This window comes from Achromobacter sp. GW823-FHT04E03 (assembly GCF_058796095.1).
This window is the reverse complement of the sequence record NZ_JBXAIJ010000001.1, coordinates 337,445-358,964: the sequence shown is the minus strand read 5'-3', so window position 1 is coordinate 358,964 and position 21,520 is coordinate 337,445. Positions and strand designations below refer to the sequence as shown.

At 67.3% G+C, this 21,520-nt stretch carries 18 protein-coding genes; 10 read left to right on the top strand and 8 right to left on the bottom strand.

Annotation, left to right across the window (positions count from 1 at the left end; translation table 11 throughout):
* Positions 1-8: 8 nt before the first annotated feature.
* Both AC1RHV_RS01685 and AC1RHV_RS01680 read right to left on the bottom strand, forming a co-directional pair.
* Positions 9-4,730, bottom strand: a complete 4,722-nt coding sequence (locus tag AC1RHV_RS01685) for an Ig-like domain-containing protein (protein ID WP_492299629.1) — start codon at positions 4,728-4,730, stop codon at positions 9-11.
* Positions 4,731-5,278: 548 nt separating this feature from the next.
* Complete coding sequence (locus AC1RHV_RS01680) at positions 5,279-6,727, bottom strand: CoA transferase (RefSeq protein WP_175163773.1); 1,449 nt, start codon at positions 6,725-6,727, stop codon at positions 5,279-5,281.
* Positions 6,728-7,008: 281 nt separating this feature from the next.
* Here AC1RHV_RS01680 and phrB point away from each other — a divergent pair, with 281 nt between their 5' ends.
* Both phrB and AC1RHV_RS01670 read left to right on the top strand, forming a co-directional pair.
* Entirely contained in the window at positions 7,009-8,427 is a 1,419-nt protein-coding gene (phrB, locus tag AC1RHV_RS01675; RefSeq protein ID WP_492299628.1) for a deoxyribodipyrimidine photo-lyase, read from the top strand.
* 123 nt (positions 8,428-8,550) lie between these two features.
* Positions 8,551-9,510: a methyl-accepting chemotaxis protein gene (locus AC1RHV_RS01670; protein ID WP_119451096.1), complete on the top strand. Its 960-nt coding sequence runs from the start codon at positions 8,551-8,553 to the stop codon at positions 9,508-9,510.
* Here AC1RHV_RS01670 and AC1RHV_RS01665 read toward each other — a convergent pair.
* Positions 9,470-9,805 (bottom strand): tetratricopeptide repeat protein, encoded by a 336-nt coding sequence (locus AC1RHV_RS01665; RefSeq protein ID WP_082401201.1) that lies wholly within the window; start codon positions 9,803-9,805, stop codon positions 9,470-9,472. The genes AC1RHV_RS01670 and AC1RHV_RS01665 overlap by 41 nt on opposite strands.
* 264 nt (positions 9,806-10,069) lie before the next feature.
* Here AC1RHV_RS01665 and AC1RHV_RS01660 point away from each other — a divergent pair, with 264 nt between their 5' ends.
* Together AC1RHV_RS01660 and AC1RHV_RS01655 are read left to right on the top strand one after the other, a co-directional pair.
* A complete protein-coding gene (locus AC1RHV_RS01660) occupies positions 10,070-11,275 on the top strand; it encodes an MFS transporter (protein WP_054456775.1) in 1,206 nt (401 codons plus the stop codon).
* 9 nt (positions 11,276-11,284) lie between these two features.
* Complete coding sequence (locus AC1RHV_RS01655; protein ID WP_059380299.1) at positions 11,285-11,776, top strand: glutathione peroxidase; 492 nt, start codon at positions 11,285-11,287, stop codon at positions 11,774-11,776.
* A gap of 8 nt (positions 11,777-11,784) precedes the next feature.
* Here AC1RHV_RS01655 and AC1RHV_RS01650 read toward each other — a convergent pair whose 3' ends face one another.
* The gene (locus AC1RHV_RS01650; RefSeq protein ID WP_054456773.1) at positions 11,785-12,252 is read right to left on the bottom strand and encodes an Lrp/AsnC family transcriptional regulator; all 468 of its coding nucleotides are present in this window, start codon (positions 12,250-12,252) and stop codon (positions 11,785-11,787) included.
* 121 nt (positions 12,253-12,373) lie between these two features.
* Here AC1RHV_RS01650 and AC1RHV_RS01645 point away from each other — a divergent pair, with 121 nt between their 5' ends.
* The 6 genes from AC1RHV_RS01645 (at position 12,374) to AC1RHV_RS01620 (ending at position 16,526) form a co-directional block, all read left to right on the top strand.
* Positions 12,374-13,279, top strand: coding sequence for a DMT family transporter (locus AC1RHV_RS01645; protein ID WP_054456772.1), 906 nt, complete (start codon positions 12,374-12,376; stop codon positions 13,277-13,279).
* A gap of 138 nt (positions 13,280-13,417) precedes the next feature.
* Positions 13,418-14,119, top strand: a complete 702-nt coding sequence (locus tag AC1RHV_RS01640) for a glutathione binding-like protein (protein WP_492299627.1) — start codon at positions 13,418-13,420, stop codon at positions 14,117-14,119.
* A gap of 10 nt (positions 14,120-14,129) precedes the next feature.
* The gene (locus AC1RHV_RS01635; RefSeq protein ID WP_054456770.1) at positions 14,130-14,594 is read left to right on the top strand and encodes a GNAT family N-acetyltransferase; all 465 of its coding nucleotides are present in this window, start codon (positions 14,130-14,132) and stop codon (positions 14,592-14,594) included.
* 30 nt (positions 14,595-14,624) lie between these two features.
* Positions 14,625-14,900: a lipoate-protein ligase small subunit gene (lplB, locus tag AC1RHV_RS01630; protein ID WP_013393496.1), complete on the top strand. Its 276-nt coding sequence runs from the start codon at positions 14,625-14,627 to the stop codon at positions 14,898-14,900.
* Positions 14,897-15,673, top strand: a complete 777-nt coding sequence (locus tag AC1RHV_RS01625) for a lipoate--protein ligase family protein (RefSeq protein ID WP_054456769.1) — start codon at positions 14,897-14,899, stop codon at positions 15,671-15,673. Before lplB ends, AC1RHV_RS01625 begins: the two co-directional genes overlap by 4 nt.
* Positions 15,674-15,707: 34 nt before the next feature.
* Positions 15,708-16,526, top strand: coding sequence for an RsiV family protein (locus AC1RHV_RS01620; protein WP_054456768.1), 819 nt, complete (start codon positions 15,708-15,710; stop codon positions 16,524-16,526).
* Positions 16,527-16,723: 197 nt separating this feature from the next.
* Here AC1RHV_RS01620 and AC1RHV_RS01615 read toward each other — a convergent pair whose 3' ends face one another.
* From AC1RHV_RS01615 to AC1RHV_RS01600, 4 genes are all read right to left on the bottom strand, one after another.
* Positions 16,724-17,833, bottom strand: coding sequence for a porin (locus AC1RHV_RS01615; RefSeq protein ID WP_492299626.1), 1,110 nt, complete (start codon positions 17,831-17,833; stop codon positions 16,724-16,726).
* Positions 17,834-18,184: 351 nt separating this feature from the next.
* Positions 18,185-19,474 (bottom strand): Glu/Leu/Phe/Val family dehydrogenase, encoded by a 1,290-nt coding sequence (locus AC1RHV_RS01610; protein WP_054456766.1) that lies wholly within the window; start codon positions 19,472-19,474, stop codon positions 18,185-18,187.
* 297 nt (positions 19,475-19,771) lie between these two features.
* On the bottom strand, positions 19,772-20,719 hold the full coding sequence (gene hutG, locus AC1RHV_RS01605; protein ID WP_054456765.1) for a formimidoylglutamase: 948 nt from the start codon (positions 20,717-20,719) through the stop codon (positions 19,772-19,774).
* Positions 20,716-21,474 (bottom strand): amino acid ABC transporter ATP-binding protein, encoded by a 759-nt coding sequence (locus AC1RHV_RS01600; RefSeq protein WP_175162966.1) that lies wholly within the window; start codon positions 21,472-21,474, stop codon positions 20,716-20,718. The genes hutG and AC1RHV_RS01600 overlap by 4 nt, the downstream gene beginning before the upstream one ends.
* Positions 21,475-21,520 lie beyond the last annotated feature (46 nt).

Here is a 21,520-nt window from a genome sequence, read left to right as displayed (position 1 = left end):
ATGCCTGCTCATTGCCATGGCCGCGGCGGGATCGTACTCGACGATATGAACTCCACGCGCACGGTCTTGCCCCCGTCCGCCGCGATTGCCCTCGCGGTAAGCACGGCGATACCTGGAGCGCCTGGCGCGCGCAGTTCCATCGTGGCAACGCCATTGCTATCCGTACTGCTGGTTGCCGAGGCCAGCGTGCCGAGGTTGGTCCGCCAGTTGACCGTGACGCCCGCGACCTCCAGATTGCCGTTGGCATCCTTCACCGTCGCCTTAAGGATCAGCTTTTCCTGACCGTCAGCCCGGGCAGAGGTCTTGCTGCTGGCCAGGGAAGCGACGCGGGCGGTTATCGGATCAGCGGTCAATGCCACGCGGAAGGCACGGCCCGAATCGTCTGCGCCCGTCTTGGCAGTCACCGTGGCCTGCCCCGCGAGCTTTCCCGCCGTCAGCACAACCGTGGCCTCGCCCTTGGCGTTGGTCCTGGAGGATGACGCCTCCAGCGTGCCAAGATCGGTGCTCCAGTTGACCACGTGGCCTGCGCCTCCTGAATTGCCGTTGCCGTCCAGCACTACCGCCGTGAAGATCACGGTATCCCGGGCATTGGCCACGATGCTGGTCCTGCTGGCCGAAGCGCTGCCGACGCGGGTGCTGGGCGTGGCGGCCGCAAAGGTCACGCTGGCTGTCCGGCCCGCATCCCGCCCAGGGGCCATGGCGGTGACATTCACGCTGCCGGCAACCTTCGGCGCGGTCAATACCATTGTGGCCTTGCCGGTCTCATCGGTGCTACTGGCAGTTGCGGCCAGCCTGCCGCCGGAAGTGGTCCAATTGACGGGAATGTCGAGCGGCCTCGGCGTGCCGTTGACGTCCCACCTTATCATCGCATTGCCGTGTGCGTCCTGTACCGTGGCCGTAAATCTCACCGTATCTGCGCCATCGGCGACGCCATTGGTCTTGTTTTGCGTAAGCACGACCACGCGGGCGGTGGCGGGATCGGCCACGAAGGGACCCACGCGCAAGATCTTGCCCGGATCCGCCGCCCCTGCCTTGGCCGTGGCGACAACTTCACCGGCGGTGGTCGACACCAGCTTGACAAGAGCCTCGCCAGTGACGTCGCTAACGCTTGTCGCGCTAGCAAGGCTGCCCAGGCTGGTGGTCCAGTCGACCGTCGCCCCGGCCACGCGATTGCCCATGGCGTCTTTCACGTGGGCCCTGAGGATAATGGCGTCTACGCCATTGGCCCGTACCGGCGAGCTATTGCTACTGAACGCCCAACTAACCACTCGGGCGCTGGAAGCGTCGGCCGTAAAGGCTATCGTGGCAGTCTGGCCCGCGTCGCCGCCCGCGGCCCGGGCGTTGATGGTCGACGTGCCCGCCGCAGTCGGCGCGGTCAATACAGCCGAGGCCTGGCCGTTGGCGTCGGTCTTGCTGACCGTCGCAGCCAGCGTGCCCAGACTGGCGCCCCAGTTGACCGGGACGCCCGCGCCCACCGGATTGCCCTTGGCGTCCGCAACCGTGGCCGTGAAGGTCACGGTATCCGTTCCATCGGCCAAGCCGCTCGTCTTGCTCGCCGCGACTGTCGCCACACGGGCGGTCGACGCGTCGGCCATGAAGGTGATAGACACCACCTGCCCCGCATCGCCGCCCGCAGCCTTGGCGGTAACCGTCGCGACGCCCGTGGAAGTCGGCGCGATCAGGACGGCCGAGGTTTCGCTCTTGCTATCGGTCGTGGTGGCCGCCGGGAGCTGGCCCAGACTTGTACTCCAGTTGACGGTAACACCTGCGCCCACCCGATTGCCTTGCTTGTCGACGACGACGGCCCGGAGGGTCACGGTATCGGCGCCGTTAGCCACCGCGTCGGTCTTGCTCGCGGCCAGCTCGATGACGTGGGCGCTGGAGGCGTCAGCGATGAAATCGACGGCGGCGGTCTTGCCGGGATCTCCGCCGGCGCTCTTCGCCTGGCGGGCCGGCGCGCACTTGGCGGTAACAGTCGCCGCTCCGGTCGCGGTAGGCGCGGTCAGGACGACGGTGGCCTGGCTGCTGGCATTGGTGATACTGGAAGCGCCTATCGAGCCCCGATCGGCGCTCCAGTTGACGACGATGCCCGCCCCCAACGGATTGCCTCTGCCATCATCGATCGTGGCCGTGAGTGTGACGGTGTCAGTGCCGTTGGCCAGGCCGGTGGTCTTGCTTGGGCTTAGCGCGGCCACGCGGGCCCTCAGTTCGTCTGCCGCGAAGACGGCTGACGCGGTCTTGCCGGCATCGCCATCCGCCGCCCGGGCCGTGACGGTTGCCGTGCCGGGAACGATCGGCGCGGTCAGCAAGGCGGAAGCCTGGCCGCTGGCGTTGGTGACGCTGGTAGCGGCGAGCGTCCCAAGACTGGCGCTCCAGTTGACGGTGACGCCCGCCCCCACCGGATTGCCGCGGCCGTCTTCAACCATGGCGGTGAAAACCACGGCATCCGCGCCATTGGCCGTGCCCCTGGCCTGGCTGGGCGTGAGCTGGACGACGCGCGCGTTAGCGACATCCGCGACGAACGCGACCGCGGCGGTCTTGCCCGGGTCGCCGCTTGCGGCCCTGGCGGTGACGGTCGCCGCGCCAGCCGCGGTCGGCGCGGTCAGTACGACCGTGGCCTGGCTGCTCGCGTCCGTGTTGCTGGAAGCGGCGCCCAGCGTGCCCAGGCTGGCGCCCCAGTTGACGGCGACGCCCGCTCCCACCGGATTGCCTCGGCCATCCGCGACGGTGGCGGTGAAGGTCACCGTGTCCAGGCCATCGGCCAGGGCGGTGGTCTTGCTTGGCGTGAGCCGCAGCACCTGGGCATCGGATGCATCGAGCAGGAATGCGACGGATCCCGTCTTGCCCGGATCCTCGGCTCCGGCCCTGGCGGTGATGGCCGCAAGGCCTGGAACAGTGGCGGACAGCAGTTCCGCCACGGCAATGCCGCTCGCGTCGGTATTGCTGCTGTTACTGGAAAGCCGCCCGCCGGTGGCGGTCCAGTTCACCGCGACGCCCGCGCCCACTGCGTTGCCCTTGCCGTCCTTGACTGTCGCCTTCAATACGGTCTTGTCCCTGCCGTTTGCAAGAATGGACGCGGGCTGCGCAACGAGCAGCGCCACGCTGGCCGTGCCCGGCGCGTCAAGGAACTCTGCCTCGCTCCTGCCCTTGAACCCTTGCGCCTCCATTGCCTCGACCCCGATCGTGCCCGAGACAGTGCTGCTGACCAGGGCGTACGCCACGCCATCGGCATCGGTGCGGTCCGAAGACTCCCGGATCGTGCCGGCCCCCTGCAGCACCCATGTAACGGTGCGCCCCCCCATGGGTTCGGCCTGGACGCCGCGAACCTGGGCCGTGAATCGGACGCTGTCCACGCCGTCCGCCATGGCGGCGGCCTTGGAACGCGCGACGCTGACGCTGAGCGGGTTGACGCTCACGGTCATGACGTTGGACCTGATCTTGCGGCCGTGCACATCCGTAGCGGACGCCATCAGCTGATAGCTGTTGATGCCGCCGCTGCGGTAGTCGGGCAGCATCAGCGATGCGGACGCGCCGCCGCTGTATGGCATCGCAAACGGCGCCGCGGAACCGGACCATTCGATCCGGGGCGCGGCATCCGCGCCCGTCAGCGTTACCGGAAAGCTGAGGGCCGTCCGAGGATATCCGGAAGCAGCCGCCGGCAGCTGTATCGTCATGGGATCGTTCTTCTTGTATTCCAGGACGATTTCGTTGTTGCGTTCGACCAGATCCATGCGCATGCCGGCCAGCTTGCGGCTGCGCGCGACTTCACCCGGCTGCAACTGCTTGGCCAAAGGCACGCCAAGCGCGTACTTCAGGGCCAGCTTGAAGCTGGTGTCGGACTGCCCGCCCTGCCCCATGCGATGGTCCAGGCCCAGCGTGACCAGCGGCGCCGGCGTATAGGAAACGCCCAGGGTCCAGGCGCTGGGATTTCTTTGCCGGTTGCTGGCGCCGAACAGCCCGACCTCGTCGCCGTAGTACTTCTCGAACATCAGCTTGCCGCCCAGCTGCGGATACTGCGGCAGATAGCCTTCGGTCCGGATGTCCCAGCCGCTGGCCGGACGTTCCTGATAGTCCCGCGCATCGGGCGAACGCTTCCAGTCGCTCAGCCGGAAATAGCCGTTCATGCTGAGCTTCAGATAATCCGCCCACCATTCGCCGCCCAGACCCAGGCGCCGATGGCCGCGCGACACGTCCTGGTCCAGGAATGCGTTGACGCCAGCCATGTAGCCATCGCCGAAATGGCGGTAGCCCAGCCCGAGGTTGACCGTGGTCCGATATGACTCTTGCAGCAGATTGGTCCGGCGCGCGCCGAATTGGGAAAAAATCAGACTCGTCCCGGAATCGCGCAGCGGGAACAACATATCCAGAGCGCCGCCATGGAAGCTGCCCAGCAGGTCCAGCCTGGCCGTGCCGAACTGGCGCAGCCAGCTTTCCGCCGCTTGCTGGGCTGCACCGATGGCCTTGCCGCTGGCCGTCGACCTGGCGTCCGCGCTCGCCATTTGGTTGGGATTGGCGGGCAAGGGGCGTCCCTCCAGATCGGGCGCGGGATCCATGCCGCCGGGGATAGGCGCGCTGGCCGCGGCCGCGCTTGGATCCATCGCCCGCGCCCGGTCCTGAACGGCAATGCTGGCGGATGCGGCTCGGCCTTCGGCGTCGGGGAGCGGCTTGCGGTGTTCGCCGGCTAGCGGCGCGGCGCAGCCCTGGAACAGGAGCAAACTGGAAAGCGCCACGCACAGCGCCTTTCTGACTTGGCGCGCAGCCGCTATGCACCAAGCGTGTGCCTTGGATGGCTTCAGCATCGTCATGACCTTGTCTGAAAGGAATCCCGCGGGCGGGAGATGCGCCGGCCAGGCAAAGTCGCCAAGCTACTGAACTGCGGCGTCGGCGGATCCGTTCTGAGCCACATCCAGGACGAAGTCCTGCGCGCACTCCCAGCGACTACACCCGGGGATTCTGGTTGTTACTTAACAATGACAAAATATGACGACATGCTATTTATATGACTGTTGATATCAATATGTAATTTATTGATTCCATAACAGAAAACCCGATAGCTGCGCATGGCGGTATCGGGCGGGCTTGCGTGGGAAGAGATGGAAGCGCCTCAGCCATGGCTGGACGCAAGAAGTGCAGGCAGAGCGCCGGCCACAGGCTCCGGGGCCGTGCTGAGGCGCTTACATGAAAATCAGACAGAACCGCAGATGAAACCGCGGCCCTTGCTTGGAGACGCGCTGCTTCCAGCCAGACGCCGGCGGCGCGCAGGCTTGAGCGGGTGTTCCTAGTTGAATGGCCAGACCGGCGGATGCGTGCCGGGCGGGCTGGACGGACGCGTCCAGCGGGCCGGCGTATCGGAGAACTGCGCGGCGTGGCGCAGAGCCACCAGTTCGCCAAAGCCGGAGGGCTCGGTTTCCAGCAGGCCGTCGAAACCCGGCATCGGACAGGCCAGGCCGCCCTCGACACGGCCCAGGCCGCGCAGCCAATGCGCGGTCTGCGCCAGCGACACGCGCACATGCCAGCTGCCGCCTTCGGTCATTTGGCGCGCCAGCGCGGCTTGCGCGCCAAACGCCATCAGGTAGCCCGAGGCATGGTCCAGGATCTGCATGGGCATGGGCTTGGGCGTGTCCTGGCCCGCGGCCTGCGCCTCGGCGTGGTTGAAGCCCGTAGCGGTCTGCACCAGGGAATCGAAGCCGCGGCGGCCGGCCCAGGGACCTTTGTCGCCATAGGCGGTCAAGGACACGTAGACAATGCCCGGACGGATGCGCGCCGCGTCCTGCGGGCCGAAGCCCAGCGCGGCCAGGCCGCCGGGGCGGTAGCCCTGCACGAACACGTGCGCGCTGCGCAGCAGGTTGCCCAGCGCGATGCGGCCGTCGGCCGTATCCAGATCGGCCAGCACCGACAGCTTGCCGCGGCTGGTATCGATGATGTTGTCGATGTTGGGCAGATGCGGGGAATTGAGCAGCATCACATCGGCGCCGTACGCCGCCAGCGCCCGTCCGCAGACCGGGCCGGCGATGATGCGGGTCAGGTCCAGCACGCGGATGTCCTTGAGCGGCCGGGCGCCATTGCCGTACTTGGGCAAGGGACGCGGATCGGCTTCGCCGATGCGCTCGATGGTCAGCAGGGGCTGCGCGGCCACCGCCAGGGCTTGGGGGTGGCGGTCCCATTCGTCGAAGCTGCGCATGGCGGCCACGGGCAGGCCCGCGTCGGCGGCCACCTGTTCGAAGTCCAGGGCCTTCCAGCGGCTCAAGGCGCGCTCGACCATCGCGCGGGTAGTGTCTTCGCCGGCCGGACAGCCCAGCAGCGCCAGCGCGCCATCGCGGTGATGAGCGAAATTGGCATGGATTCGGACCCAGCCGCCGTCGCCGCAGCGGTACAGCCCGGTGATGGGGTCCCAGGGATTGGGCGTGATGCCGTTGATGGTGTAGTGGCTGCGGCATTCCTGCGCGGCGTGCAGCATGTCGACGCCGACCTGCTGCCTGGCGCCGCCGCGCAGATTCCAGATCTCCGCGGCGGCCAGCGCGGCCGCGGCCATGCTGGTCTGCGCCGCCATGCCGACAGCGAAGGACGATGGGAGTACCGGATCGGCGCCAGTCAACACCACATGGTCCAGCGATTCGCCGGGCAGATCCACCGAGCGCCAGAGTTTTTGCAAGACGTCGCGGGACGCGTTGCCTGCGGGTGTGCGGCCCCTCAGAAAAGACGGGCGTAGGTCCATCAGATTTCCCATAGCGTTCATCTTGCTCTAGTCGTTTATTTGAATTACAGGGCGGGGACCAGGCGGCGTCAATATCCGCGGCGCGCCAGCGTGTTTCATGGTTTGACCGCAAAGCGGCGCAATCCGGCCGCGCCGGCCGCTTTCCCCCGCGAGGCCCGCGGCGCCAGCCGGCGCAAGCCAGGACACATCTACTCGTAGTTTTTACATCGTCTTCCAAGGCCGGTCTGCCGGCGCGTCCGCGCGGCGGGCGCAATATAGAATGCCAGCCTCGCCGCCCCTGCCCTGGACCACCCATGAACACGCTGCTTTGGCTGCGCACCGACCTGCGCGCGCATGACAACCCTGCCCTGGCCGCGGCCGCCGAAGCCGGCACGGTCACCGCCCTGTTCCTGGCCGCGCCCGGCCAATGGCGGCAGCACGGCGACGCGCCGGCCAAGGTGGATTTCTGGCTGCGCAATCTGCGCGAACTGTCTCGCGAACTCGGCCGCCTGGGCATTCCGTTGCGGCTGCTGACGGTGCATGACTGGAGCGAGGCGCCGGACGCGCTGGCCGCTTTCTGCCGCGACCACGCCATCGGCCAGGTCCACGCCAACGCCGAATGGGCCGTCAACGAACGCCGCCGCGATGCCGCGGTCGCCGCCAGCCTGCGAGCCCTGGACGTGGACTGGACCCTGCATCATGGCGCTTCGCTGCTGCGGCCCGGCACGGTGCTGACCGGCAAGGGCGAGTGCTACCGCGTCTATACCCCATACGCGCGGGCCTGCCGCGAACGGCTGCGCACGGCGCCGCTGCGCGCCCTGCCCGCCCCGCGCGCGCAGACCCCGCCGCCCTGGCCGGCGGATCCGCTGCCCGCGGCCTTCGAGGGTTTCGATGCGCCCGCCGAGCCTGTGCGCGCGCTCTGGCCCGCTGGCGAGGACGCGGCCAGCGAACGCCTCGAAGCCTTTGCCGACGGCGTCATCGACGCCTACCAGGAAGAACGCGATTTTCCCTCGCTGCCCGCCACCAGCTGCCTGTCGCCCTATCTGGCGGCGGGGGTGCTGTCGCCGGGCCAGGCCTTGCGCGCGGCGCAGGCCGCAAACCACGGGGAAATAGAGGGCGGGAAGCGCGGCGCCGCCACCTGGATCAACGAATTGCTGTGGCGCGAGTTCTATCAGCATCTATTGGCCGCCTACCCGGCGCTGTCCATGCACCAGCCCATGAAGCCGGAGACCGCCGCGGTGCCGTGGCGCGACGCGCCTGAGGACCTGCATGCCTGGCAGCAGGGCCAGACCGGCATTCCCATCGTCGACGCGGCCATGCGGCAGTTGCTGGCGCTGGGCTGGATGCACAACCGCCTGCGCATGGTGACGGCCATGTTCCTGTCCAAGAACCTGCTGATCGATTGGCGGCTGGGCGAAGCCTGGTTCATGGCGCAGCTGGTGGACGGCGATCTCGCCGCCAATAACGGCGGCTGGCAATGGAGCGCGTCCACGGGCGCGGACGCCGTGCCCTACTTCCGCATCTTCAATCCGCTGTCGCAGTCGCGCAAGTTCGATCCGGACGGCGTGTTCCTGCGCGAATGGCTGCCGGAACTGGCGCATCTGGACGGCCGCGCCATCCATGATCCCAGCCCGATGGAGCGCGCCGCCGCCGGCTATCCGCTGCCCATTGTCGACCTGGCCCAGAGCCGGTTGCGCGCGCTGGAGGCGTTCAGCGGGCTGCCGCCGGCCTGAGACGCTGGCCGCGGGCGGGAACGACGTCGGCCCCGCTTGACCTAGGTCAACGCCGCTTCCGTCCGCGTCCCGGATGATCGGTCTACGACATTCCGCCAACGCCGATCGCAGGACGACACAGCCATGCGCGACCATCCGCAGGTCCACGACCAGGAATACACGCTGCACGACGAGCAGTGCCTCATCACCCGCACCGACGCGCGCGGCCGCATCATCTACGCCAATCCGGCGTTCCTGGAGGTCAGCGGCTACACGCAGGCGGATCTGATGGGCAAGGGCCATGACACCATGCGGCATCCCGACATGCCGCTGGCCGCCTACGACGACTTGTGGCGCACGATACAGCGGGGCCAGTCATGGACGGGCGTGATCAAGAACCGGCGCAAGCATGGCGGCCACTATTGGTCGCTGGCCAGCATCACCCCGGTGGTGGAGCGAGGCGTCACCGTCTGCTATGCCTGCGTGCGCGTCAAACCAACGCGCGCCCAGATCGACACCGCGGACAGCGCCTACCGGCGCCTGCGCACCGGCATTACCGGCGGCTTGCGGTTGCGCGCGGGGCGGATCCTGCCGGGAGGCCCGCTGGCGCGTCTGCGCGACTGGCGGGCGTCGGGCATACGCGCGCGCATGCTGGCCTGGGCGGGACTTTCGTCCGCGCTGTTCCTGGCCGCCGGCGGCTTCGCGCTGCATGGCATGGCGGCCAATCTGAATATCGAGCAACTGGCCTTGGCCACGGCAGTGCTGGCCGCTGGCGTCTGCCTGATCTTCGCATCGGGTTGGGCCTATGGCCGCTCCCTGTCCGGCCTGTTGGCCACGGCCACCGACTTCACGCGGCAGATCGCGGCCGGCAATCTGGGCACGCCGCTGGCGCCGGGCAATCCGGACGATGAGATCGGCGCATTAAGATTTTCGCTGGAGGCCACGCGCAGGAATCTGGTCGGCCTGGCCCGCGACGTGCACACCGGCATAGCGGATGCGCCTGGGACGGTTGCGCAGCGGGCCGAAACCGAGGAGCTGCGCCACGCCATCGAGGTATTCCGGCTCACGCGTGCCCAGCCGCAGCCTCCTTGTCCAAGCGCTTGATGAACACCTGCAACTCCTTCACCACCTGCTGATCGCCGCGCGCCTGCGCGGCCTGCAGGCCCGATTCCCAGGCGGCGCGCGCGCCGCTCTTGTCGCCCTGTCCCAGGCAAGCCTTGCCCAGCCATTTCCAGGCCACCGAATAGGCGGGATCGAACGCCAGCGCCGCGCGCAGATGGGGCTCGGCATCGGCGAAGCAATCCTGCTCCGCGTAGGCCTTTCCCAGCGAAAAACGCAGCAGCATGTTGTCCGTGCCCTTGGCCAGCATCGCCTCCAGGCGTTCAATCATTCCTTCCATTGCCGATTTCTCCTACAGCGCGCGCATTTGGATCTGATGGACATGATAGGACGGCTGTGGCGAAACCCGCCCAATGGCCCCGCGCCGCGCAAGCCCTTGGCGGCGCCGCGGCCGGTCCGGAACAAAGGCCCGCGCCGCGTCAATTTAAGGGTATACCCTTATTCAGAATAGGGCTTTCCCCCGACGCTTGCGCGGCGCTGCCCTAGAATTCCGCCCTTGCCTTCTCTTTGCGCCGGGGCCTTCCTTTCGTCCCGGCCCTGTCCCATGCCCCTGCACCTTATCGCGCTGGCCGCCGCCGCTTTCGGCATCGGCACCAGCGAGTTCGTCATCATGGGCCTGCTGCCCAACGTCGCCGCCGATCTGCAAGTCAGCATTGACGTCGCAGGCCTGCTGATCACCGGTTACGCCATGGGCGTGGTGATCGGCGCGCCCATCATGGCCATCCTCACCGCCAGGCTGCCGCGCAAGGCCACGCTGATCGGCCTGGCCAGCACCTTCGTGGTGGGCAACCTGCTGTGCGCGCTGGCGCCGAACTACGCGCTGCTGATGGCGGCGCGCGTGTTCACCGCCTTCTGCCATGGCGCTTTCTTCGGCCTGGGCGCCGTGGTGGCCGCGGACCTGGTGCCGCGCAACCAGCGCGCCAGCGCCATTGCGCTGATGTTCACCGGCCTGACGCTGGCCAACGTGCTGGGCGTGCCGTTGGGCACGGCGCTGGGCCAGGTGGCCGGATGGCGCTCGACTTTCTGGGTGGTCAGCGGCATCGGTTTGCTGGCCGTGGCCGCGCTGGCCGCCTGGCTGCCGGCCCGCATCCCCATGCAGCCCGGCAACATCCTGCGCGAATTCAAGGTGCTGCGCGACGTGCGCGTGGTCTGGCCGCTGGCCGCCAGCGTGCTGGCCTCCGCGGCGCTGTTCTGTGTGCTGACGTACATCGCGCCGCTCTTGCGCGAAGTGACCGGCGTGTCCGAACGCGGCGTCACCGGCGTGCTGCTGCTCTTCGGCGTGGCGCTGACCGTGGGCAGCACCCTGGGCGGCAAGCTGGGCGACCGCAACCTGGAAGTGTCGCTGCGCCGCATTTTCATCGGCCTGCTGCTGGTCTTCCTGGCGCTCAGCCAGGCCATCCACGCGCTGGCGCCCATGCTGGTCATGACCTTCATCTGGGGCGTGCTGGGCTTTGCCGTCGTGCCTTTGCTGCAGACGCTGATCGTGGACCAGGCGGCCGACGCGCCCAACCTGGCGTCGACCCTCAATCAGGGCGCCTTCAACCTGGGCAATGCGGGCGGCGCCTGGCTGGGCAGCGTGGCGCTGGGCCACGGCCTGCCGCTGACAGACCTGCCCTGGATGTCGGCCGGCATCACCGCCGCCGTCCTGCTGCTGACCTTGTGGGGTACGCGCTACTACGGCCGCGATGCCGGGGCTACACTCGCTGGACAACAAGCCGGCGCGCTGACGCCCTCGCGTTCGGACGCCTAAGGAGCCCGCATGAGCACCCTCTACGATTTTTCCGCCCGCGCCATCGACGGCACGGAACAGTCCCTGGACACGTACCGCGGCCGCGTGCTGCTGGTGGTGAACGTGGCCTCCAAATGCGGCTTCACGCCGCAGTACGCCGGCCTGGAAGAACTCTACCGCTCGTTCCACGACGATGGTTTCGCGGTGCTGGGCTTTCCTTGCGACCAGTTCGGCCACCAGGAACCCGGCGACGAAGCCGAAATCCGCAATTTCTGCAGCACGCAGTACGACATCACCTTTCCGCTCTACGCCAAGATCAACGTCAACGGCGAGGACGCCCACCCGCTCTACCGCTGGCTCAAGGGCGAGAAGCCCGGCGTCTTCGGCACCGAGGGCATCAAGTGGAACTTCACCAAGTTCCTGGTGGGCCGCGACGGCCAGGTCATCAAGCGCTACGCGCCCACCGATACCCCGGCCGGCATCAAGGACGACATCGAAAAGGCGCTGTCCGCGCCGGTCTGAGCCGCGCGTCAGCGCAGCGGCGGCAGCCGGCGGCGCACCGTGTGGGACTTGACGATGGCGGTATTGGTTTCCGCAAATTCGGTCACGCGCTCCAGGATGCCGTCCAGATGCGAGATCGAGCGCAGCACCACGCGGGCGATGAAGCAATCGTCGCCCGTCACCTTGTCGCATTCCACGAATTCCGGAATCTGCTGGATCAGGCCTTCCACGTGGCGCAGTTGCCCGGGCAAGGGGCGGATGCGGACGATGGCCTCCAGCGCGTAGCCCAACGCGACCGGGTCCACGTCCAGGGTGTAGGCCCGGATCACGCCCGATTCTTCCAGCCGCCGCAGGCGGTCCGCGACGCTGGGCGCGGACATCCCGACCTGGCGCGCCAGGTCGGCCGTGGTGGTGCGCGCATTGGTGGTCAGCATCTCCACCAGGCGGCGGTCGATACCGTCCAGGACCGGGTTTTCACTTTTTAGGTCGTTTTGCATAAATTCCACCTAAACAAAGGTTTCGGAATCGATTCACCACATCAACATCATATAACCAGCTTGATCCGCCTGGGATAATTTCTCCATCGAATATCGTGGCCGCAAGGCCCTGGAGAACCTCATGAATCCCTCATCAGAACGCGTGGGCCTGGCCCAGATGGCCGCGGCGATGACCCTGTCCGGCACCCTGGGCGTGTTTGTGCTGGAGTCGGGGCAAAGCGCCTGGAACGTGGTCTTCTTCCGCTGCGTGTTCGGCGCCCTCTCCCTGTTTGTGTATTGCTGGGCGCGCGGCCTGCTCAAGCCGGGCCTGTTCACCGCCCGCACGCTGATGCTGGCCCTGGCCGCGGGCGCCGCGCTGGTGCTGAACTGGGTGCTGCTGTTTTCCGCCTATCGGCTGGCGTCCATTTCGCTGGCCACCGCGGTCTACAACGTGCAGCCCTTCTTCCTGATCGGCCTGGGCGTGCTGTTCCTGGGCGAGCGGCCCACGCGCGGCAAGCTGGCCTGGTCGGTGCTGGCCTTCGCCGGCCTGATGCTGGTGCTGCGCCTGTCCGAAGCTGGCGGCGCGGACGGCCGCGCCTATCTGTCGGGGCTGATGCTGGGGCTGGGCGCGGCGGCGCTCTATGGCGTCACCGCCATCATCGTCAAGCGGCTCAAGCACATTCCGCCGCAGGTGCTGGCGCTGGTGCAGGTGACGCTGGGCGCGGTGATGCTGCTGCCCATGGCGGACTTCAACGCCCTGCCCGCCGCGCCGCTGCAATGGGGCTACCTGGTGGCCCTGGGGCTGATCCACACCTGCCTGATGTACATCCTGATGTATTCGGCCATCCAGAAGCTGCCTACCACGTCCACCGCGGCATTGAGCTTCATCTATCCTGCCGTCGCGATCCTGCTGGACTTCATGGTCTACGGCCACCGCATGGACGCCACGCAGATCGCGGGCGTGGCCATGATCTTCCTGGCGGCGGCGGGCGTGAGCCTGAACTGGAGCTGGCGCCTGCCGGGGCGGCCGCGCGCAGGCACGGCCTGAACGCGGGCCGCTGCCAGGGCAAGCCCCCGGGGCAAACCCGTACCCGCCCCCCGGTTATTGGGGCCGGCGCGAAGCCGGCCCCGCTATCATGGCCTTTCCCTGCGCCGGCCGCCGCCGGCGCGACGCACAGGACATCCCATGATCGATCTCTACTACTGGACCACCCCCAACGGCCACAAGATCACGCTGTTCCTCGAAGAAACCGGCCTGCCCTACAAGATCTATCCGGTGAACATCAGCCGCGGCGATCAGTTCAAGCCCGAGTTCCTGGCCATTGCCCCGAACAACCGCATTCCCGCCATCGTCGACCAGGCCCCGGCCGGCGGCGGCGCGCCGATCTCGCTGTTCGAGTCGGGCGCCATCCTGCTGTATCTGGCCGAGAAAACCGGCCGATTCCTGCCCGCCGACGTGCGCGGCCGCGCTGAAGTGTCGCAGTGGCTCTTCTGGCAGATGGGCGGCCTGGGTCCCATGGCCGGCCAGAACCACCACTTTTCCGGCTACGCGCAAGAGCGCATCCCTTACGCCATCGACCGCTACGTCAAGGAAACGAACCGCCTCTACGGCGTGCTGAACAAGCGCCTGGCGGACCGCGAGTTCGTCGCCGGCGACTATTCCATCGCCGACATGGCGGCCTATCCCTGGATCGTGCCGCACGCCAAGCAGGGGCAGGACCTGAACGAGTTCCCGCACCTCAAGCGCTGGTTCGACGCCATCGCGGCCCGCCCCGCCACGCAGCGCGCCTATGCCCTGGCCGACACCATCAACACGGCGCCGTCCATCAGCGACGAGGAATCGCGCCGCATCCTGTTCGGCCAGACCGCCCAGAACACCACCCGCTGAAGGAGCCGCCATGCCCGACCCGCAACTGGTTTTCCGCCGCGCGCGCCTGGGGGATCTGCCGGCCATCGTCGCCCTGCTGGCCGACGATGAACTCGGCGCCACGCGCGAGAATCCCGCGCTGCCGCTGGACCCGCGCTATGCTGCCGCCTTTGCCGCAATCGGCCAGGACCCCAATCAATTCCTGGCCGTGGTCGAGCAGGACTCGAACCTGGTCGGCTGTTTGCAGTTATCGTTCATACCCGGCCTGTCGCGGCTGGGCCAATGGCGCGGACAGATCGAGAGCGTGCGCATCGCCTCGTCGTCGCGCGGCGCGGGCCTCGGACGCAAGATGTTCGAATGGGCGATCGAGCAATGCCGCATCCAGGGCTGCAGCCTGGTGCAGCTGACCACGGACCGCGCCCGGCCCGACGCGCGCAGGTTCTATGAAAGCCTGGGTTTCAAAGCCAGCCATGACGGCATGAAGCTCAGCCTGTAGTTTTTGGTACTGATACAGCAAGGAGCGCCCATGCATGGCGAATACAAAGTCCCCGGCGGCAAACTGGTCGTCGCGGATCTGGAAGTGCGCGACGGCCGCCTGGCCGACGTGCGCATCAGCGGCGACTTTTTTCTTGAGCCGCCCGAGGCGCTGGACGCCATCAATAGCGGCCTGAACGGCCTGCCGGCCGACGCCGGCGAACTGGAACTGGCGCTGGCCGTGCAATCGGCCCTGCCCGCCGATGCCGAAATGTTCGGCTTCTCGGCCGAGGCCGTTGCCGTGGTGCTGCGGAGGGCGCTGGCATGACGCGCACCGACTGGAACGACTACGACTGGCAGCTGATCCATGAAGGGCCGCAGGACCCGGTGCTGCACATGGCGCTGGACGCCGTCATCACCGACGAGGTCGGCGCCGGCCTGCGTCCGCCCACGCTGCGCATCTGGGAATGGGCCGCGCCCGCGGTCGTGATCGGCCGCTTCCAATCCTTGAAGAACGAAGTCGACCCCGAAGGCGCGCGCCGCCATGGCATCCAGGTCGTGCGGCGCGTGAGCGGCGGCGGCGCGATGTTCATGGAACCCGGCAACTCCATCACCTATTCGCTCAGCGCCCCCCAGGCGCTGGTGCATGGCATGAGCTTCCAGGAGTCCTACGCCTTCCTGGACGCCTGGGTGCTGACCGCCCTGCAGGGCCTGGGCATCAAGGCCTGGTACCAGCCGCTCAACGACATCGCCTCGGACATCGGCAAGATCGGCGGCGCGGCGCAGGCCCGCCGCGGCGGCGCAGTGCTGCACCACGTCACCATGTCCTACGACATCGACGCGGATAAAATGGTCGAGGTCCTGCGCATCGGCCGCGAAAAACTGTCCGACAAAGGCACCACCAGCGCCAAGAAGCGCGTCGATCCCCTGCGCACCCAGACCGGGCTGGCGCGGGAAGTGATCATCGACCGCATGGTGGAAACTTTTGCCGGCCTGCACCGTCTCACCCCCGGGCAGATAGGCAGCGACACGCTGGCTCGCGCGCAGGCGCAGGCGGCCGAGAAGTTCGCCACGCCCGAGTGGACCGGCGTGGTGCCCTGAACGGCCGCGCCCCGATTTTCTGGAGGTAGTTTCAATGCGTCGCACATTCACGCCGCAAGGCGCGATAAGCGGTCTCATCCTGGGCGCGGCCCTGCTGGCTTTGGCGGGCTGCGGCAGTACGCCGCCCGCGGACATCACCCTGGCCACGCAGGCTCCGGCCTCGGCGTCCACGCCGGAAAAAGTCGGCGACCTGTCCACCGAGCGCATCAAGTGGGCGTCCAGCAAGCCAGGCTGCGAGGGCGATTGCCCCCGCATCGAAATCGACAGCGTCGCGTTTCCCGGCATCCCCAAGCTGACCGCGCTGGTAGACCACGTGCTGGCCTACATGACCGGCACCGATGCCAACCGCCGCGGGCCCTATGACACGCTGTCCGAATACACGCAGTATTTCTGGTCGGTGGCTCGCGCGCGCGACGCCACCTATTTCAAGGCCAGCGTGAAGGACACGGTAGGCGACATCGTGGCCGTCGAACTGCACACCGAGCAATTCCTTACTGGCGCGGCGCACGGCATTCCGGCCACCCAGTACCTGAACTGGGAGCGCAGCCACGGCCGCGTGATGAGCCTGGAAGAAGCCTTGATACCGGGCCGCCATCCGCAGTACGTGGCGGCGCTGCGCCAGGCGCATGCCAAGTGGCTGGCCGGCAATCCGGATGCGCGCCGCGATCCGACGGCTTACAACAAGATGTGGCCGTTCCAGGAAAGCGATAACTATGCGCTGACGCGCGAGGGCATCGTGGTCAAGTACGACGCCTATTCCATCGCGCCGTACTCGCATGGCGAACCCGAGCTGAACATTCCGTATTCGGAACTGCGCGGGATCCTGAAGCCTGAGCTGCTGCCGGCTTCATAAGCCGCCCCTGGAAACGCCCGCGGCCTGCGCGGGCGCTCCCTGCGGCAGCAAGCCGGGGTTCGGTTGAGCGGACTGAGGATGGAGCTAGGGAGGTGGCCGCTTTTTTCGCGTCTGTGGCCGGGTAAGACGCCCAGTCCGCTCAGTGCAACCGCGGCGGCAGGGCGGCGCCCAAGCGCCGCCCATGCGCGCCTCTCGTCTTAGAAGCGGTGACGCACGCCCACCATGGCCACGGTGCTCTTCACGCCGTCGGTGAACGCGAAGTTGGTGGCATACGAACCCAAGGCGTACAGGTTGGTGCGCTTGGACAGGTTGTAGGTGTAGCCCAGGCTGTAGATGTTCATGGTGGCGTCGTCGCCGGTCAGCTTGGTGCTGTCGGTGTAGGCGCGTTGCCACGAAGCCAGGATGTTGCTGGCGCCGCCGATCGGCACGCTCAGGCCCACCAGGTAGGAATTGGCCTTGAAGCCCGACACCGCAACGTTGGTGCCAAAGCCCTTGGCCGTGGGGCTGCCGCTGCCGAAGGCATTGGCGCCCTGGCCGGTGAACCAGCCGTCACGCGTCTGGCCGTAGGCCAGCGCCAGCTTCAGCACTTCGAAGTCGTACGAACCGCCGATCATCCACGACTTAGGCGTGGCGTCGGTGTTCAACTGGTTCGCGGGGTTCAGCTGGTCATACGTCAGCGCCACGTTCACCGGGCCGCTGACATAGCGCAGGCCGGTCGTGATGGCGCGGGTGTTGTCGGCGGTCTTGAAGCCGGTCTGCGCGGTGGTCGTGTCGGAGGCATTGAACGAGTAGCCGATGCCGAACTGCAGGCCGCTGAACGACGGCGTCGAGTACTGCACCATGTTGTCGTAGCGGACCGTGTTGGCGGCGCTGAAGGCCACGCCGACGTTGGCCTGGCCGTAGCTGCCGCCGAACGGATCGATCGCGGCGAAGTACTTCGAGGCGATGTTGGTCTGACGACCCAGTTCCAGAAGGCCCCACGAGGTGCTCTTCAGGCCGATGGTGGCTTGGCGGCCGAACAGGCGGCTGTTCTGGCCCGACGTGCCGTTGGCCGAGTTGAAGCCGCTTTCCAGCGTGAACACGGCGCTCAGGCCGTCGCCCAGGTCCTCGGCGCCGCGCAGGCCCCAACGCGAACCGCTGGACACGCCATTGACCATGCCAACCTTGGACTCATGGTAACCATCGCCCTTGATGCGCTGGTAGCCGATACCCGTATCGATCAGGCCATAGAGCGTCACCGAGGTTTCCGCTTGCGCCGTTGCGCCGAACGCGGCCAGCATGGCGGTGACGAACAAAGTCTTTTTCATTGCAAATTCCCATTGATTGAACAGACATGCGCATCCGGGCTGGCACGCATCGCGTGCGGCGCGCTCGGCGCATGGCAGGAACGAATTCTAGGGACGCAATGTGTCAGTTCTTGTAACGCAAGCTGGGAAATTCCCTAGGCCGCAAAAAAGTGAGGGGGATGTGGCGTCCTGCCGACAGCCCCCACGTAGGGCGCGGCGCCCGCAGGCCTGCAATGTCGGTGTGCTATCCATGCGCGCAACGTGATGCGCTTGCAGCCACGCAAATGGAAATCGCCCCTTGCGGGGCGATTTCCGTTTTTGTCTCCTGCCCTCCTCGGCGTGACGTCCGGAGACGCCCCGCCGTATCGGGTATCAGGGGTACAGGCCGCGCACCTGGCGCGCTTGCAGGATGCGCGTGCAAGCGACGATGAACGCCGCCGTGCGCAGGGTGACCTTGTGTTCCTTGGCCACTTGCGACACCGACGCGTAGGCTTCGCGCATCAGGCGCTCCAGGCGCTGGTTGATCTCGTCCTCGCTCCAGAAGAAGCTGGAGAAGTCCTGCACCCATTCGAAGTAGCTGACCGTCACGCCGCCGGCATTGGCCAGCACGTCCGGCACCACGTAGACGCCATGTTCGGCCAGGATGTCGTCGGCTTCCGGCGTGGTCGGGCCGTTGGCGCCTTCCACGACGATCTTCGCGCGCACCTTGGCCGCGTTGTCGACGGTGATCTGGCTTTCCAGCGCGGCCGGGATCAGGAATTCGGTTTCCAGCGTCCAGAACTCGTTCTTGTCCATCGCCTGGCCGCCGGAGAAGCCGCCCACGCCGCCATGTTGCGACACGTAGGACAGCAGCTTGTGCACGTCCAGGCCCGCGGGATTGTGGACGGTGCCGGTGTGGTCCTGCGCGGCGATGACCTTGGCGCCGGCTTCATGGAACAGGCGGGCGGCGGTGCCGCCCACGTTGCCGAAGCCCTGCACCACCACGCGCGCCTTGGACACGTCGATGTTGAGATCGCGCGCGGCTTCGCAGCCCACCACGAACACGCCGCGGCCGGTGGCTTCCACGCGGCCCAGGCTGCCGCCCAGCGCGATCGGCTTGCCGGTGACCACGCCGGTGGCGGTGGCGCCTTCGTTCATGGAGTACGTGTCCATCATCCAGGCCATGGTCTGGGCGTTGGTGTTCACGTCAGGCGCCGGGATGTCCTTGGACGGTCCGATGATGACGCCGATTTCCGAGGTGTAGCGGCGCGTCATGCGCTCGAGTTCGGAGGCCGACAGCTTGCGCGGATCGACGCGCACGCCGCCCTTGGCGCCACCGTAGGGCAGGTTCACCGCAGCGTTCTTGATCGACATCCAGGCTGCCAGCGCCATCACTTCGGAGAGCGTGACGTCCTGGTGGAAACGCACGCCGCCCTTGCCGGGGCCGCGCGAGGTGTTGTGCTGGACGCGGTAGCCCTCGAAGTGGGCAATGCTGCCGTTGTCGAGTTCGATCGGCACATCGACGATCAGGGAACGCTTCGGGCGCTTCAGGGTCTCGACCCAACGCGCCAGCGAACCAAGATACGGGGTGACCCGGTCGACTTGTTGCAGATAGTTGCCCCAGGGGCCGAGGTCCTCGGCGTTCAGATAAGACGGCAATGCGTGGGTGGGAGTTTGAGACATGAGCTGGCTCTCCTGACAAAGTTGCGCCATTTTATCCACGAAAGCTATAGCGTCCCCATTTAAAACGAAAATATTTTAATTGGGGGCATATAACTGTTGCGGCGGTTGAACGGGCCGCAAACCCAAGCCTGATGCTGCCCTTATCCTAAGCCGCCAAATCGGCAGCGTCCAGCCTGCCAGCCATAAGCTGCAAGCCCTGCCGCCCGCCATAAGGAGGACGAAAAACGGGGCGGTTTCCTCCCAGGAAACCGCCCCGTATGGTCCTGCCCCCATCCGAAGGATGAGACGCCGGTCCGCTCAATCGTTCAACAACTGCCAGGCCAGGCGGGCAGCCGCCCGCGCGCCGTGGCCGTCCACGTCAAACCGCGGGTTGAACTCCGCCATGTCGGCCAGGCGCAGCTTGCCGCTGGCCTTGACCCGCAGCACGATTTCCTCGATCACCGCCAGCGGCACCCCATAGGGCGCCGGCGCCGACACCCCGGGCATGACCGCCGCGGGCAGCACGTCCAGGTCTATGGTCAGGTAGACGTGCCGGGCCCGGGCCAGCAAGGCGTCGACGTTGGCCAGGCGCGCGGCCAGATGGCGCTCCTGCATGTCGCGGTCCTCGACCCAGACCGCGCCGACTTCGGCGGCGCGTGCGTACAGCGCCGGCGTATTGGCCAGCCGCGATACGCCCAGGCAGGCGTATTGCAGGGCCCGGCCGCGTTCCTCGCAATAGCGCGAGATCTGGTCGAAGGGCGTGCCGGAACTGCCGGGCCGCCCGGTACGCAGGTCGAAGTGCGCGTCCAGGTTCAGCACCAGCACGGGTTCCGTGTCGCCGCGGGCGTCCAGCCAGCGCGCCAGGCCCTGGAAGCTGCCCCAGGCGATCTCATGGCCGCCGCCCAGCACCAGCGGGCGTGCGCCCTGCTCCATCAGTTCCGCCACGCGCAGGCCGAGTTGCTCCTGCGCGTCCTCCAGCCGGTCGCCCTCGCAGGCCACGTCGCCCGCGTCCAGCAAACGCGTGAGGCCGTGGGCCGGCAGGCCCGCCAGGAACTTGCGGATGGCCGACGGGCCTTCGGCCGCGCCGATGCGGCCCTGGTTGCGGGCCACGCCGGCATCGCAGGCAAAGCCCAGCAGCACCGCCTCGCCCTTGCGGGCTTGGCCACTGGCCGCTTCGACGATATGCGCCAGGCGGCGCGTGTCGCCCTGTTCGGCGCTGTCGTCGCGGGCCTTCCAGAGACTTGGGTCGAATTGCGCCACGCTCATGCCGCCCCCTGCCCCGCGTTCAGCACCGCCTGCAGGAACTCGCGGGTGCGCGGCTCGCGCGGCTGCGTGAAGATCACGTCGGGCGAACCGGATTCCAGGATTACGCCGCCGTCCATCACCGCCACCACGTCGGCCACGTCACGGGCGAAGCCCATTTCGTGCGTGACCACCATCATGGTCATGCCTTCCTTGGCCAGCAGCTTCATGACCTGCAGCACTTCGCCCACCAGCTCCGGATCCAGCGCCGAGGTCGGCTCGTCGAACAGCATGACCTTGGGCTGCATGGCCAACGCGCGGGCGATGGCCACGCGCTGCTTCTGCCCGCCGGACAGGCTGGCCGGCATGGCCGACATCTTCTGGCCCAGGCCGACCTTGTCCAGCAGGTCCGCCGCCAGCGCGTGGGCTTCTTCGCGGCCCATGCCGCGCAGCTTGCGCGGACCGACCGTCACGTTGTCCAGCACCGACAGGTGCGGGAACAGGTTGAAGCCCTGGAACACCATGCCCACCTGCATGCGCAGCTGGTTCAGCTCGGCCTCGGGCAACAGCTCGCCGTGGTCCAGCAGGGTCTGGCCGCAGATGTCGATGGTGCCGGTCTGCGCCACTTCCAGGCCGTTGCAGCAGCGCAGCAAGGTGCTCTTGCCCGAGCCGCTGGGCCCGATCACCACCACCACCTGGGACGGCAGCACGTCGAAGTCGATGCCGCGCAAGACCTCGTGGTCGCCGTAGGACTTGCGCAGGCCGCGGATGCGGATCATTTCTTGCGGGTCCGCGGCCCGGGTCGTAGCGGAGTTCATTGCGGAG